This is a genomic window from Cupriavidus pauculus (assembly GCF_003854935.1).
GTDB classification, from domain to species: Bacteria; Pseudomonadota; Gammaproteobacteria; order Burkholderiales; family Burkholderiaceae; genus Cupriavidus; species Cupriavidus pauculus_C.
Genome location: NZ_CP033969.1, coordinates 3,081,528 through 3,096,418, shown reverse-complemented (window position 1 = coordinate 3,096,418; position 14,891 = coordinate 3,081,528). Strand labels below are relative to the sequence as shown.

11 protein-coding genes and 2 tRNA genes are annotated in these 14,891 nt (G+C 68.7%); 5 read left to right on the top strand and 8 right to left on the bottom strand.

Annotated features, from left to right (window positions below; genetic code table 11):
• Window positions 1–12 precede the first annotated feature (12 nt).
• Entirely contained in the window at window positions 13–273 is a 261-nt protein-coding gene (locus EHF44_RS15635) for a hypothetical protein (protein ID WP_124684499.1), read from the bottom strand.
• A gap of 265 nt (window positions 274–538) precedes the next feature.
• Between EHF44_RS15635 and EHF44_RS15630 the strand changes: the two genes are divergently transcribed.
• A complete protein-coding gene (locus tag EHF44_RS15630) occupies window positions 539–949 on the top strand; it encodes a hypothetical protein (protein ID WP_124684498.1) in 411 nt (136 codons plus the stop codon).
• A 456-nt stretch (window positions 950–1,405) separates the two neighbouring features.
• Complete coding sequence (locus EHF44_RS15620) at window positions 1,406–1,795, top strand: hypothetical protein (protein ID WP_124684497.1); 390 nt, start codon at window positions 1,406–1,408, stop codon at window positions 1,793–1,795.
• A 107-nt stretch (window positions 1,796–1,902) separates the two neighbouring features.
• On the opposite strand, the gene EHF44_RS15615 is transcribed toward EHF44_RS15620, so the two are convergent.
• The 5 genes from EHF44_RS15615 to EHF44_RS15595 form a co-directional block, all read right to left on the bottom strand.
• Entirely contained in the window at window positions 1,903–6,774 is a 4,872-nt protein-coding gene (locus EHF44_RS15615; RefSeq protein WP_124684496.1) for an NAD-glutamate dehydrogenase, read from the bottom strand.
• Between the two features lie 141 nt (window positions 6,775–6,915).
• Complete coding sequence (locus EHF44_RS15610; protein WP_124684495.1) at window positions 6,916–7,437, bottom strand: MarR family transcriptional regulator; 522 nt, start codon at window positions 7,435–7,437, stop codon at window positions 6,916–6,918.
• A gap of 297 nt (window positions 7,438–7,734) precedes the next feature.
• The gene (locus EHF44_RS15605; RefSeq protein ID WP_124685131.1) at window positions 7,735–8,106 is read right to left on the bottom strand and encodes a hypothetical protein; all 372 of its coding nucleotides are present in this window, start codon (window positions 8,104–8,106) and stop codon (window positions 7,735–7,737) included.
• A 166-nt stretch (window positions 8,107–8,272) separates the two neighbouring features.
• Complete coding sequence (locus EHF44_RS15600) at window positions 8,273–9,250, bottom strand: tripartite tricarboxylate transporter substrate binding protein BugE (protein WP_124684494.1); 978 nt, start codon at window positions 9,248–9,250, stop codon at window positions 8,273–8,275.
• 261 nt (window positions 9,251–9,511) lie between these two features.
• Window positions 9,512–9,587: transfer RNA gene (locus tag EHF44_RS15595), tRNA-Lys, on the bottom strand.
• Between the two features lie 126 nt (window positions 9,588–9,713).
• On the opposite strand from EHF44_RS15595, the gene EHF44_RS15590 reads away from it, so the two are divergent.
• Together EHF44_RS15590 and EHF44_RS15585 are read left to right on the top strand one after the other, a co-directional pair.
• Window positions 9,714–10,613, top strand: a complete 900-nt coding sequence (locus EHF44_RS15590) for a LysR family transcriptional regulator (protein WP_124684493.1) — start codon at window positions 9,714–9,716, stop codon at window positions 10,611–10,613.
• A 108-nt stretch (window positions 10,614–10,721) separates the two neighbouring features.
• Window positions 10,722–12,107, top strand: coding sequence for an 8-oxoguanine deaminase (locus EHF44_RS15585; protein ID WP_124684492.1), 1,386 nt, complete (start codon window positions 10,722–10,724; stop codon window positions 12,105–12,107).
• A gap of 77 nt (window positions 12,108–12,184) precedes the next feature.
• Here the strand turns inward: EHF44_RS15585 and EHF44_RS15580 are convergent.
• Window positions 12,185–12,260 (bottom strand) — tRNA-Lys (locus tag EHF44_RS15580).
• Between the two features lie 332 nt (window positions 12,261–12,592).
• On the opposite strand from EHF44_RS15580, the gene EHF44_RS15575 reads away from it, so the two are divergent.
• Window positions 12,593–12,856, top strand: a complete 264-nt coding sequence (locus EHF44_RS15575) for a DUF1488 domain-containing protein (protein WP_066738920.1) — start codon at window positions 12,593–12,595, stop codon at window positions 12,854–12,856.
• Window positions 12,857–13,039: 183 nt separating this feature from the next.
• Here EHF44_RS15575 and EHF44_RS15570 read toward each other — a convergent pair whose 3' ends face one another.
• Complete coding sequence (locus EHF44_RS15570; RefSeq protein ID WP_216643958.1) at window positions 13,040–14,887, bottom strand: SulP family inorganic anion transporter; 1,848 nt, start codon at window positions 14,885–14,887, stop codon at window positions 13,040–13,042.
• Window positions 14,888–14,891 lie beyond the last annotated feature (4 nt).

Here is a 14,891-nt window from a genome sequence, read left to right as displayed (position 1 = left end):
CACCCCGACAGCCTAGAGCAGCGCGAAGCGGGCGGCCTGCGGCCCGACCACGGCAGGGCGGCTTACCGGGTAGCGATGGCGGTCGCCGCCGGCCTCGAACGACAGGTAGTCGGGCGTCCAGCGCAGATTGCGCAGATATCGGGTCTCCAGGCCGTCGACGACAATGGCGCCCGCCTGCACGGTGACGCGGTCACAGGGCAGGCGCAGCAGCTCGGCGTCGTCGCCGAAGTAATGGGCTTCCAGCAGGATCGAGGCGGCTTGATAGGCGGGCATGGGGTGGACAGGGGTCGAAATGGGTCGGAAGGCGTAGTCAGGCGGATACTGTATAAACGTACAGTAGTATAGCCACGCCGCTGCCGCCTTGCACGTGCCCGATTCTCAAAATGCTCGCCGCGCCGGGCGCGCAAAGTCGGGTCTGGTCGACATGGCGGCGCCTGCCGCCTGTCCGGGTGCCGGATTGGTATAACCTGACCTGTAGGAACCGCCGATCTCCGGCGCATCTCGACATCGCAGAGACGACCCGAAGCGGAGGCGACGCATGGTGGAACGCGAGAGCAGGGCGTGCTGGTTTGCGGCGGGTTTGCTGACCGGCGCCATCACGGCCGGGTTATGCGCGCTGCTGGGCAGCCAGCATGCGCGTCGCGCGGGCGCGCAGGGCGGCGCGGAGGCCGAGGCCGGGTCCACCGACCCGCGCGCTGGCACTTCGCGGCCGGCGGCGGCATCGCGCGAGACCGATGGCGGGGCCGACATGTTCGAGTACCGTGGCTTCGTCGTCCATCTGTTCTGGCAGGCGCTGGGTCCGGAGCGCTATCGCGCGTGGTGCGATATCTGGGAGGCCGGCGCCGTCGTGCAGGAAGCGGGCGGCCCGCCGTCCACGTTTCTGACGGCCGGCGAAGCGCGGCTCGCTGCCGGCGCGTGGGCGCGCCACTGGATCCAGAACAACGGCTAGGCGCGCCGGCGTGGCATCGATGCCGCCACGCCATCCCGCCGACGTGGGGCGTGTTTCAGACACGCGCGCGGTGTGATGCGGGAGACCCGCGTGGTACGATGACTCGCTTCATCCGGAGTCCATGATGTTTGTTTGCCAGAACCAGCCTTGCGGTGCGCAGTGGTCGCCCGACGAGGTGGAAATCAGGAACGAGGGCCAGGGCCCGCTGTTCCGTTGTCCGCTGTGCGGCGCGCGTAACCCGCTGGAGGCCCGCCCCGGGCCCGATGGTGCGCCACGGTATCGGCAGGTGTCGCACGCACCTGCCCCCAGCGCCCCGGCGCGCCGGCCCGGCCCGCCGCCGCCGCGCGGCCGAAAACGGCACTGACGTCCCCGCGCAAGAGGGGCAACGTCAACCGCGAAACGTGTTGTCGCGATTGTCGCCTCAAGGCTGCGCGGTCTCGTACCGTTAAGACAATCATGGACATTAGCGACATCTCCCACGATTCCGCCTCCAATGCCGAAGTCATTGGCTGGGCGGGCGCATCCTCCCAGGTCATCGCCCGTGTGCTGAACACCGCGCTGGCCGCGGAGGATCTCTCGGGCTTTGCCGCGCTGCTGTCTGACATCGCACGTGACCGCGGGCTCAAGGGCGCGCGGGGCACGCACCAGTCGATCTACGACATGCCGTATGCCAGCCTGCTGCCGCGTCAGAAACACCTGCTGGCCGATGCGTTCGAGCTCTTCCTGCGCCTGGGGCTGGAATTCCGCGCGCGCGGCGATGGCGCCGACGACGACCTGATGGACGACGGCGACGACGCGCCGCCGCTGCGCGACATCGACGACGACGACGTCATCGACGACGACTGAGGCCCGGGCCGCCGCCGCGCGGCCTGCCCGGCCGTCCTGCTTGCCTCCCAAGCCTTATCAAGCCCTCCCAAGCCCCATCAAGCCCCATCAAGCCCCATCAAGCCCCATCAAGCCCGGTCCAGCAGCCCGATCTCCCTGACCGCCACAGACAGCATCGACAGCCCGGCCGCGCCCGACACGCCCGATGCGCGCTGGTCGGCCAGCATCTGCGCGTAGCGGTCCAGCGCGGTCTGGCGGCTGCCGCGCCAGTGGTCGATCAGCGCCGAGGCGTCCTCGCCGTCGTGCGCCTGCGCCAGCACGCTCGTGGTCAGCGCGCGCTTGAGCCGGCCCAGGTCTTCCAGCGTCGTGGTACGCGCCAGCAAGTCCCAGTGCGTGTCCGACGGCAGCGACAGCGCGCGTTCGCGCAGCCAGCCGAAGTTCAGGTCCGTATCGAGCGCGAAGTAGACGGCCGCCACAGCGGCCAGGCTGCGCTGGCACGACGCCGCCACCTCGGCGATGTCCAGCGCGGCGGCCGCGTTGTCGCTGGCCGCCACGCGCAGGGCCAGGTCGTCGTCCACGCCGGCCTCGGTCAGCGACAGCGCGGCATCGGCCATCGCCTGTGACGTCTCCGGCGGCAGCAGCGCCGCGAGCTGCGGGAACAGCCACTGCGCGGCCTCGGTGAAGCGGGTGGCGCCGGCATCCACGGTGCCGCCGCCGCGCAGGTAGCGCACGAACCATAGCGTCGCCCGTTCCAGCAGCCGGCCCAGCGCGCCGAACATGCGCGCCTGGATGGCGTCGTCCACGTGGTTGTCCAGCGCGTCGATGCGCTGCCAGAGCGCGGTCAGCCCGAACACGTCGCGCGCCAGCAGGCAGGCGCGCACGATGTCGGCCGGACGCGCGTCGGTTTCCTCCATCAGCCGGTGCACGAACGTGGCGCCGATGCGGTTCACGAGCATGTTGGTCAGGTGCGTGGCCAGGATCTCGCGGCGCAGCGGGTGGCGCGTCATGGCCGCCGCGTGGCGCGCCTGCAGCGGCTTGGGAAAGTAGTCGACCAGCAGGTTGGCCACGAGCGCGTCTTCGGGCAGGTCGGAGGCCAGCAACTCGTCGTACAGCCACATCTTGCTGTAGGCCAGCAGCACGGCGCGCTCGGGCGACGTCAGCCCCTGGTTCAGCGCCTTGCGCTGGGCGATCTCGTCGTCGGCGGGCAGGAATTCGAGCGGCCGGTTCAGGCGGCCGGCGCGTTCCAGCCAGCGGATCAGCCGCGCCTCGGCGTCGAGCAGCGTGGGCGCCTCGCGGTTGGCCACGGACAGCGCCTGGGTCTGGAAGTAGTTGTCTTCCAGCACCAGCAGGCCCACTTCGTCGGTCATCTCGGCCAGCAGCGCGTTGCGCTGCTTCTCGGTCATCTCGCCGTCGGCCACCACCAGGCCCAGCAGGATCTTGATGTTGACCTCGTGGTCGGAGCAGTCCACGCCGGCCGAGTTGTCGATGGCATCGGTGTTGATCCGGCCGCCATTGCGCGCGAACTCGATGCGGCCAAGCTGCGTGAAGCCCAGGTTGCCGCCTTCGCCCACCACCTTGCAGCGCAGGTCGCTGCCGTTGACGCGGATGGCGTCGTTGGAGCGGTCGCCGGCCTGCAGGTGCGTCTCGGTGCTGGCCTTGACGTAGGTGCCGATGCCGCCGTTGTAGAGCAGGTCCACCGGCGCGGCCAGGATGGCGTGCATCAGCTCGTTGGGCGACAGCGTGGCGGCCTGGATGCCCAGCGCCGCCTGCACCTGCGGCGACAGCGGGATGGTCTTGGCCGTGCGCGGGAATACGCCGCCGCCGGCCGAGATCAGCGCGGTGTCGTAGTCGGCCCAGCTGGAGCGGGGCAGGTCGAACAGCCGCTGGCGCTCGGCCAGACTCGTGGCCGGATCGGGATCGGGGTCCAGGAAGATGTGGCGATGGTCGAACGCGGCCAGCAGCTTGATGTGGGGCGACAGCAGCATGCCGTTGCCGAACACGTCACCGGACATGTCGCCCACGCCTACCACCGTGAACGGCGTGCTCTGGATATCGACGCCCATCTCGCGGAAGTGGCGCTTGACGCTTTCCCACGCGCCGCGCGCGGTGATGCCCATCTTCTTGTGGTCGTAGCCGACCGATCCGCCCGACGCGAAGGCGTCGTCCAGCCAGAAGCCGTATTCGGCCGAGATGGCGTTGGCGTAGTCCGAGAACGTGGCCGTGCCCTTGTCGGCCGCCACCACCAGGTACGGGTCGTTCTCGTCGTGGCGCACCACGTCGGGCGGCGGCACCAGTTCGCCGGACACGAGGTTGTCGGTCAGGTCCAGCAGGCCGCGCAGGAAGGTCTGGTAGCAGGCCACGCCCTCGGCCAGGAAGGCGTCGCGGTCGGTGGGCGGGGGCGGGCGCTTGACGACGAAGCCGCCCTTGGAGCCCACCGGCACGATCACCGTGTTCTTGACCATCTGCGCCTTCATCAGGCCCAGCACCTCGGTGCGGAAGTCCTCGCGGCGGTCGGACCAGCGCAGCCCGCCACGCGCCACGCGGCCGCCGCGCAGGTGCACGCCTTCCACGCGCGGCGAGTAGACCCAGATCTCGAACATCGGGCGCGGCTCGGGCAGGCCCTGCACCAGCGCCGGGTTGAACTTGAACGACACGTACGGGCGCGGCTGGCCGTCGGCGCCGCGATGGAAGTAGTTGGTCCGCACCGTGGCGCCAATCACGTTCAGGAACAGCCGCAGGATGCGGTCCTCGTCCAGGTTCGGCACCTTGTCGAGCGCGGCCTCGATCTCGGCCAGCCATTTCTGGCCGCGCTGGTCCGCCGGCCCGTCCGGCCGGGCCGTGGCCGGGTCGAAGCGCGCGTGGAACAGCGACACCAGCATGGCCGCGATGCCGGGGTTGGCCGTCAGCGCGCGCTCGATATAGGCGTTGCTGAACGTGGAGCCCACCTGGCGCAGGTATTTGGCGTAGGCGCGCAGGATCGTCACGTCGCGCGCGGACAGGCCCGCGCGCAGCACCAGCCGGTTGAAGTCGTCGCTCTCGATCTCGCCGTTCCAGGCCCGCGCGAAGGCATCTTCGAACAGCGGCTTGATCTTCTCGATCTCGACGTCCAGCGGCCGGCCGTCTGGGTCCGCCGCAATCTCCAGCCCGAAATCGTGAATCCAGACCGGCTCGCCGCCCTCGGGCTCGATCAGGTACGGCCGCTCCTCGTCCACGCGCACGCCCAGGTGCTCCAGCATCGGCAGGCTGGCGGACAGCGCAATGGGCTCGCCGGCGCGGAACACCTTGAAGCGGAACGCGCCCGGCGCGGCCTCGATGGGCCGGTACAAGTTCATCGCCAGCCCGCTGGGGTGCTGCCGCGCGTGTTCCATCAGCGCGATGTCGCGCACGGCGGTGCGGGCCGGGTAGTCCTCGCGGAAGCCGGCCGGGAACGAGTCGCCGTAGCGGCGCAGCAGGCGGTTGCCCTGTTCCTCGCCCCGGCTGTCGTGCAGCGCCTGCGCCAGGTCGTCCTGCCAGCGGCGCGTGGCCTGCACGATCTTCTGTTCCAGCTCGCGCGTGTCGACCTCGGGCATGGTGCCGGGCTCGCCGCGTACGGTCAGCTGGATGCGGGCCAGCGGCGATTCGGATAGCTGCGGCGTGAATTCGCAACTCGTGCCGTTGAACGACTCCACCAGCAGCTTCTGAATGCGCTGGCGCAGGTCGGTGTTGTACTTGTCGCGCGGCACGAAGACCAGGCACGAGATAAAGCGGTCGAAGCGGTCGCGCCGCACGAACAGCCTTGTGCGCTGATGTTCCTGCAGGCGCAGGATGCCCAGCGTGATCTCGGCCAGCTCGTCCTCGTCGGCCTGGAACAGTTCGTCGCGCGGATACTGCTCCAGGATGGTCACGAGCGACTTGTACAGGTGGCCCTTGGTCAGAAAGCCGGCGCGGGCCAGGATGTTGGCGCACTTGCGTCGGATCAGCGGGATCTCGCTGGTGCTGACCATGTAGGCCGTGGACGTGTACAGCCCCACGAAGCGCCGTTCGCCGAACAGCTTGCCGTCGGCATCGAGCAGCTTGACGCCCACGTAGTCCAGGTAGCCGGGGCGATGGACCGTGGCGCGCGAGTTGGCCTTGGTGATGAAGATCGGCGACGCGCCCTCGATGATCGCGCGCGCGGCCGGCGGCAGCGGCGTCAGGTCGTCCGATCCGGGATCGCGCAGCGCCTCGCGCAGGATGCCCGTGCCCGACCCCGGCTCGCCGCGCAGGAAATACTGGCCGTCGCGCGCCACCAGTTCGTAGTCGCGCTGGCCCAGGAACGTGAAATGGTCGTCGAGCATCCATTCCAGGAACGCACGCGCCTCGGTGGCTTCGGGCGAGCTGGCGTCGGCCGCGCGGGCCATGCCGGCAACGGTTTCCTGCGCGATCTGCCGCATGCGCGGCCAGTCTTCCACGGCCGCGCGCACGTCGCCCAGCGCCGCGGCGATGCCCAGCCGCAGCGCGTCGAGCCGCGTGGCGTCGCCGGTGCGGTCCACCTCGAAGTGGATGAACGAGGCCAGCCGGCAGCTGTCGGTGCTGGCCTCGGTGCCGCCCAGGCCGATGCTCTCGATGGCGCCGCGCGCGTCGCGGCAGATGCGGAACACCGGGTGGATGGCCGAATGCAGCGTCAGGCCGTGGCGGTTGATTTCCATCGTCACCGAATCGACCAGGAACGGCATGTCGTCGTTGACGATCTCGATGATCGTGTGGTCCGAGTGCCAGCCGTGCTCTTCGAGGTTCGGGTTGTAGACGCGCAGCCGCGCGGCGCCGGGCACGAACTTCTGGGCCGTCTGCCAGTGCGCCATCACGGCGCCGTACAGGTCGGCCACGTCGCGCGCCAGCAGGTCCTCGGCATCGGCCAGGTCGTAGTAATGGCGAAACAGCGGCTCGACGATGGCGAAGGTGGCGGCGGGCAGACGCTCGCGCGCGAATGCGACCAGATCCTCCAGCAGTTGCGCGACCTTTTCTTCGTTTTCCGGGGGCATGGCGTCTCCTCGGTCATTCTCGGTGGTGTGCCGGTGCATCCTCACACTGTAGGAAAGATTTGAGGCGCCGGTGCGACAAAACGGCGACGCCCCGCTGGGCGGGGCGTCTCGGTGCGGCGGGAAGAAGCGGGCGGGCGCGTGTCAGGCGGCCAGGGCCTGCCGCGCGCTGCGGCTGGCCTGGTCGGAGACGATCAGCGAGAGTTCGTGGGCGTCGCGCGCGGCGCGGCGGGTGTGGCGCGCCGCGTGGTCTTCGAGCGTGGTGGTCATGCGATGCAGCAGGCTGGTCAGCGCGGCGCGCTCGGCCGGGGCCAACTGGCCCACGGACACCGAATGCAGCGCGCGCACGGCCTGGGCGGCGCGCTCCAGGCGCGGGCAGGCATCGGCGGCGATATGCGGCGTGCCGTCGGCCGGGAAGTCGATCCAGCCATCGGCATGCAGCTCGCGCAGCAGCCGCTCGGTCTGCGGCACGTCCAGGAAGATGGCGCCCTGGCAGGGCTCGCCGCGCGTGAAATCGCCAAGCCGGATGGCACGCAGCAACAGCCATTTGGGGTAGGTCAGCCCCGAATCGCTCAGGGTCTGGTCGAGGGCGCCCTGCCATGCGGTGACCGCATCGACGAGCGAGAGCACGACGGGCTCGTGAATTTCGAGTGCTTTGGGCTGCATTTGCTCAGGTCTCCCTATTAGGGTGCTGCCGCCTGGGACACTTCTTGGGCCGGTGCTTTGGCCGGCCCGGACGGCGGTGGCGCCTGCCTCGTATCGGGCCGGTCGCTTCTATGAAAAATCGGTATGGCGAACACTAGCAGTAATGTTGGGACATTTGCGTGACAGGTCGGGTATGTCCTAGTCAATCTTATGGCCGAGGCGCCGCAGGGGGCGCCTGCGCAAAGAAAAACCCCCGCCGTGGGGCGGGGGTTTGCGCGGGCATTGCCATGCGGGCGAGGGCCCGCGGCGTGGCGTCGATTACTTCTTGGCGCCGTCCGTGTACGGGTCGGCCTTGCCCGACTTGGCACCGTCCAGGTACGGGTCCGGCTTGCCGGTCTTGGCGCCGTCCAGGTACGGATCGGGCTTGCCCGACTTGGCGCCGTCGGTGTACGGGTCCGGCTTGCGGTTGGGGGCCAGGTCGGTGCGGGTCGACTTCTTGGCGCCGTCGGTGTACGGGTCGAACTTGCCGGACTTGGCCGGGTTCTGGTTCGGATTGGCCTGGTTCTTGGTCCGGCTGCCGCTATAGAGATCGCCGCCGTCCGTGTAGTTCTTCTGTGCATGCGCCAGTTGCACGGCGCCCAGGGCGGTCAGGGCGGCAACGATCAGCGCCGGTACGGTCTTCTTCAGCATCATCATCCTCACAAGTGATGGCCGGGCAGGGTGCCAGCCAGATAGGGAATCTGTCGAAAATGTCTGCATCGACTGACACTGTACCGGGATTCGCGACGGTCTGCCGCAGCACTGTGGTAACCACGCACGTGCGGCAGATACGTCACCTATGAGGCGCTCGCCGCCGTTATTCCAGCGTGATGTTCTGGTCGGTGGCGATCTTCTTGCGCAGGTCCAGCTCGCGCTTGATCTGGGCCGCGTACTGCTGCGGCGTGTTGCCGTCGGGGTAGGCGCCGGCGTCGTGCAGGCGCTTCTTGACGTTCGGGTCCTGCAGCGCCTTGACCGCGGCATCGTGCACCTTGGTGACGATGGCCGCAGGCGTGCCGGCCGGTGCCACCAGGCCGTACCAGGCCATGTTGTTCATGTCTTTCATGCCTTCCTCGGCAAAGGTCGGCACGTTGGGCAGGCCCTCCACGCGCTTGGGCGCAGCCACGGCCAGCGCGCGCAGCTTGTCGGCCTGGATGTGGGGCATCGAAGACGGCAGGTTGTCGAACTGGGCATTCACCTGGCCAGCCAGCGTGTCGTTGAGCGCCGGGCCCGATCCGCGGTACGGGATGTGGACCATGTCGGTCTTGGTGATGAACTTGAACAGCTCGCCGTCCAGATGCGAGATGCTGCCCTTGCCGGCCGATGCGTAGCTGTACTTGCCCGGGTTGGCCTTGAGCAGCGCGACGAATTCCTTGAGGTTCTTGGCCGGCACCTTCGGATTCACCGTCAGCACGTTCGGCACGTTGACCAGGTTCGTGATCGGCGCGAAGTCCTTGATCGGGTCGTACGGGTTCTTCGCGTTCGTGGCCGGGTTGGTGGCCATGGTGCTGACCGTGGCGATGCCCAGCGTGTAGCCGTCCGGCGCGGACTTGGCCAGCGCGTCGGCCCCGATGGCGCCGCCGCCACCGCCGCGGTTTTCCACTACGACCGGCTGGCCCAGTTCGCGGCCCAGCGCGTCGGACACGGCGCGGCCGACGATGTCGGTGGTGCCGCCCGCCGCGAACGGCACGATCAGCCGGATCGGCTTGTTCGGATACGACTGCGCGTGTGCCGCCGTTGCCACCAGACCCAGAGCGGCCAGGGCGCCCACAGCGCCCGCTTTCAGAACTGCTTTCAAGAGATGCCTCCCAACGTATTGCGCGTGTTGCTGCTTGTCTTGCCCGTCCGTCGCGGGACAGGCTATCGGTTCCGCATCACGGAACTACGTTCCATGATATGCGCCGAGATGCATTCAACCCGGAAAGGCGGGGACGGGGTATAGGGAGGAACCCGTGGACATATGACCACTCGGTACGGCGGCACGGCCGTGGAGAGGAAAGGAGATGGCGGAAATGCAAAAGGCCCGAAGCTGGTGGCTTCGGGCCTTTCGGGAATTCGCTGGTGGGGCGTGAGTGACTCGAACACTCGACCTACGGATTAAGAGTCCGCTGCTCTACCAACTGAGCTAACGCCCCAACGAAGAACGAGATTCTAGCAACGCGAATAGTATCGCGCAAGCCCCTTCGCACTATTTTTTTGAGGATTTTGCGACCCGTACAATGCGCGGATGCCCGAACACGCCTCTTCCCCGCTGACAGCCCATGCACGCGCGCGTCCTCCGCTATTTCGATGAAGTCGTCCGGCGCGGGTCCATCCGCCGCGCCGCCGAGCACCTGCACGTGGCGCCGACGGCCATCAACCGCCAGATCCTGGAACTGGAGGCCGAACTGGGCGCGCCGTTGTTCGACCGCATCCAGCAGCGCCTGCACCTGACGCCGCTGGGCGAGGCCGTGCTGGCCCATGTGCGGCAGACCCTGCGCGAGCACCAGGGGCTGCTGGCGAGAGTGGCCGAGATCAAGGGCGCCCGGCGCGGCATGGTGACCATTGCCACCACGTCGGGGCTGGCCGGCGCGCTGATGCCGTCGCTGGTGCACGATTTCCGCCAGCATCAGCCGGGAATCGTCGTACGCGTGGCCGATTTGCCGGTGGATGGCATCGTCAAGGCGGTGGAGCAGGGCGACGCGGACCTGGGGCTGGGCTACGACCTGCCCGAGGTGGCGGCCTTCCGCGTGGTGGCCAGCCGCGAGTGGTCGATTGGCGCGGTGGTGGCGCCGGGGCATCCGCTGGCGGCGCAGGCGTCGGCCACGCTGGCCGAATGCGCGGGGTATCCGCTGATCCTGCCGGCGCCGTCGCTGTCGATCCGCGCGCTGGTGGACGATGGTTTCGCGCGCCAGTCGACCGCCGTGGTGCCGATTGTCGAGTCGACGTCGGTGGTGCTGATCCAGCGGCTGGTGGCCACCGGCGCCGGCGTGGCGCTGCTCAATCCGCTCGACGTCATGGAGGAACGCGCGCGCGGCGCCGTGGTGTTCGTGCCGCTGCGCGACGACGACCTGCAGCGCCAGACGCTGCGGCTCGTGGCCCGCGCGCACAGCCCGCTGACGCCGGCCGCCAGCCTGATGGCCGACGCCATGGCCGACACGCTGCAGGCACTGTCCCGCTAGGGCGCTGTCCACAATTTGTGGACAGGCCGCGCGAAATTCTGCGCTTGGGCGCAGCCGGCCGGGCTGCGTAGACTCCGGGGCGTTGACCACCACCGACCCCGACATCCCATGACCCTGATCCTGAAGCACGCCGACGTACTGGTCACCATGGACGCCCAGCGCCGCGAGATCGCCGACGGCGCGCTCGTCGCCAACGGCCCGGCCATCGAATGGGTCGGCGCCACGGCGGACCTGCCCGAGACCTATCGCCGCATGATCGACGAGGGTCGCGCCGAGGTGGCCGACATGCACGGCCACGTGGTGATGCCCGGCCTGGTCAATACGCACCACCACATGTACCAGAGCCTGACGCGCGCCGTGCCGGCGGCGCAGGACGCCGAGCTGTTCGGCTGGCTGACCAACCTGTACATGATCTGGTCGCACCTGACGCCGGAGATGATCCGCGTGTCCACCCAGACCGCGATGGCCGAGCTGATGCTGTCCGGCTGCACGACCACGAGCGACCACCTGTACCTGTATCCGAACGGGTCGCGGCTCGACGATTCGATCGGCGCCGCGCACGAGATCGGCATGCGCTTTCACGCGGCGCGCGGGTCGATGAGCGTGGGCCGCAGCCAGGGTGGCCTGCCGCCCGACGTCGTGGTCGAGCGCGAGGCCGACATCCTGCGCGACAGCCAGCGGCTGGTGGAGCAGTACCACGACGCGTCGCGGCACGCCATGCTGCGCGTGGTGCTGGCGCCGTGCTCGCCGTTCTCGGTGTCGCGCGACCTCATGCGCGAATCGGCGACGATGGCGCGGCACTACGGCGTGTCGCTGCACACCCATCTGGCCGAGAACGACAACGACATCGCCTACTCGCGCGAGAAGTTCGGCATGACGCCGGCGCAGTATGCCGAGGACCTGGGCTGGGTGGGGCACGACGTCTGGCACGCGCACTGCGTGAAGCTGGACGACGAAGGGCTGGCGCTGTTCGCGCGCACCGGTACGGGCGTGGCGCACTGCCCGTGCTCGAACATGCGGCTGGCGTCCGGCATCGCGCCGGTCCGCCGCATGCGCGACGCCGGGGTGCCGGTGGGGTTGGGCGTGGATGGCAGCGCATCGAACGATGGCGCGCACATGCTGGGCGAGGCGCGGCAGGCCATGCTGCTGCAGCGCGTGGGCTTTGGCCCGGCCGCGATGAGCGCGCGCGAGGCCCTGGAGATCGCCACGCTGGGCGGGGCCCGGGTGCTGAACCGCGACGATATCGGCGCGCTGGCGCCGGGCATGTCGGCCGACATCGTCTCGTTCGACATGTCCGCGGTGGGCTACGCGGGCGCCGGCCACGACCCGGTGGCGGCGCTGGTGTTCTGCACGCCGGCCAATGTGTCGACCAGCATCATCAACGGCCGCGTGGTGGTGCGCGACGGGCGCCTGCTGACGGTGGACCTGCCGAACGTGCTGGCCGATCATCGCCGCCTGGCCCGCACGCTGTTCGAGACGTCGCTGGCGGGCTGAGCGGGGCACCGACAATCGCGGCAATCGTGGAAAAGCAAAAGGCCGGAAGCATTGCTGCTTCCGGCCTTTCTGGTGTCTGGTGGGGCGTGAGTGACTCGAACACTCGACCTACGGATTAAGAGTCCGCTGCTCTACCAACTGAGCTAACGCCCCGACGAAGACCGAGATTCTAGCAGCATTTCTGGCTTTGTCAAACGTTTCATGCGGCGCCCGCATGAATGGTGCCGGACGCGCGCACCGGCCGCGTCGCGCGCGTCCGGCACCATGGCACATCGCGCTGACACACGCGCATGCGATGCTCGGCGATCGACCGACAGGCGACGGTGTGAACCGACCCATCGCGACGCACGTCGATGGAACTTGCCGTACCCGCCACCGGTCATTGAGACGAATCGCATTCTGCCTGCGCAGTGCAGGGGATCGAAGACGATTTCCGCAAAGCCATGTTAGGATTCTTTTCCACTTGCATATGGAGGGCTGTGATGATGGAAATCAAATTCCAGGAGCAAGACCGCTACGACATCAACAACGAGGGTTTGCTGTTCCACGCGCTTGTCGATGGCGAGCAAGTGACATGCGTGGTAACACGCGAAGCGCTTTGGGAAGGCTTCAGTGCCGACCAGGTGTTGTCGCTGGAAGAGGCGTTCCGCGCCGGTCGTGACACGATCGAACGCGCGGCCGTGGTGCTGATCGAGCAGGGCGTGCCCCAGCCGGTCGTGGTCAAGCGCGCGCACGTGGCGCCGGTCTGAAGACCGACCGACGGTAACAACCCTCCGCCGCCGGCTTCGGTTCCGCTTCACCGCGGGCCGGCCGGCGCGCCAGGTGCCCGGATTCCCCGGCGCATCCTTTCAAGCTGTCTCTTGCTGTTTTTCTTGCAGTTTTTTCAAGGTCCGACCGCGTCGACGACGCCGGCCATCGGCAGGCTTTGCCATTCAGGCACGCTGCACGGGTGCCGGCTGGCTGGCCTTGTCCGGGGCCGGCGCGTAGTGCGGGCCGCCCGGCTGCTGCGCGCATTCCTCGAAGATGCGCACCTGGCACTGGGCGCAGATCTCGGGCGACAGCCGCGCGATGATCGTGTGCAGTGCCTGCCGCTTGGTCGGAAAGACATGGTCGCGGCCGAGCTTGTCGGTAAAGCCGGTCTGCTCCCAGGTCTCCAGCACCTGCGTGCGCGGCCGGTGGAAGTAGAGGTCGCCGCCCGCCGCGCGGCGTTCGGTCAGTTCCGCCTCCCACATTTCCGCGCCCGCCAGGTCGATGAAGTTCATGCTCTTGGTCATCGCCAGCAGGTGTTTCTGCCCGGCATCGCCGGTGCGCAGCCCGTGCAGGCGATCGGTCACGTACTGCACGGCGCCAAAGTAGATCGCGCCTTCCATGCGCAGCAGCTTGAGCTGCGGGCATTCGGGCTGCGGACGTCGTAGTTCGTCCAGTGGCGTAAAGCGCCGGCCCGGGTCGTCGGCGTCCGGCACCAGGCTGCGCACGGCCGGGCGCGACGTGCGGTACAGGTAGGCCACCAGAGACAGGATCGTGCCGAGCAGCACCGCCATTTCCAGCCGGATGACCAGCGTGGCGACGAACGTGCCAACCGCGATGGCGAACTCGGTGCGCGACAGCCGCGCTATCCGCCGCAGCCGCTGGAAGTCGAACAGGCCCCACGCCACGAGCAGCAGCATGGCGGCGATGGCGGCCAGCGGAATCTGGGCCAGCAGCGGCGCGCTGACGGTGACCAGCGCCACCAGCAGCAGCGCCGAGAACACGCTGGCCAGCGGCGTCCGCGCGCCGGCCTCGAAGTTCGGCATCGACCGGTTCAGCGACCCGCACGAGATGTAGCTCGAAAACAGCCCGCCGGCGATGTTCGACAGCCCCTGGCCGATGAACTCGCGGTTGGCGTCCACGTGCTGGCCGGACCGCAGCGCCACGGCTTTGGCGATCGAAATCGACTGGCCCAGCGCGACGATGGTCAGCGCGGCGGCAATGCCCAGCAGGTCCGGCACGGTGCGCCAGTTGATGTCCGGCAGGTGGAACGGCGGGATGGCCGACGGGATCGGCCCCACCACGTCGACGTGCCCGGCGTTGCCGCCCAGCCAGCCGCCATGGTTCAGCAGCATCGCCACGCCATAGCCGGCCAGCAGGCCCAGCAGCATGAACGGCAGCTTGCGTGACATCCGCTTGACCGCGACGGTCGCGGCCAGCGTCACGGCGCCGACGATCACCGCGCCGACGTTGATTGTGTCGACGTTCTCCGCCAGATAGCGCACCACGCCGAACGCGCTGGTGCCGGTGGGCACGGCCAGCCCGAACAGGTCCTTGAGCGCGTAGAGCCCGATCAGCGTGGCCGCCCCGCACGTGAAGCCCAGCAGCACCGACGGCGAGATGAAGTTTGCCAGCGACCCCAGCCGCAGCGCGCCCACCGCCAGTTGCAGGATGCCCACCAGCATCGTCACGGCCAGCGCCAGCGCGATATAGGCCGGACTGCCCGCGAACGCCACCGGGCTGAGCATCGCGAACAGCGCCAGCGAATTGGCGTTGGTCGGCCCCGACATCACGTGCCAGCTCGATCCGAACAGCGCGGCGACGATGCACGGCACCACGGCCGTGTAGATGCCGTACTGCGGTGGCAGGCCGGCCAGCGTGGCGAACGCCACGCCCTGCGGCAGCACCAGCACCGCGCCCAGCAGCCCGGCGATCAGGTCCGCGCGCAGCGTCAGCGGCGTCACGCGCGCCAGCCACGGGAACCAGCGGTGCAGGGCAGGGGTGGCGGCGGCGTTGGCGCGGACGGCGCTCATCGGC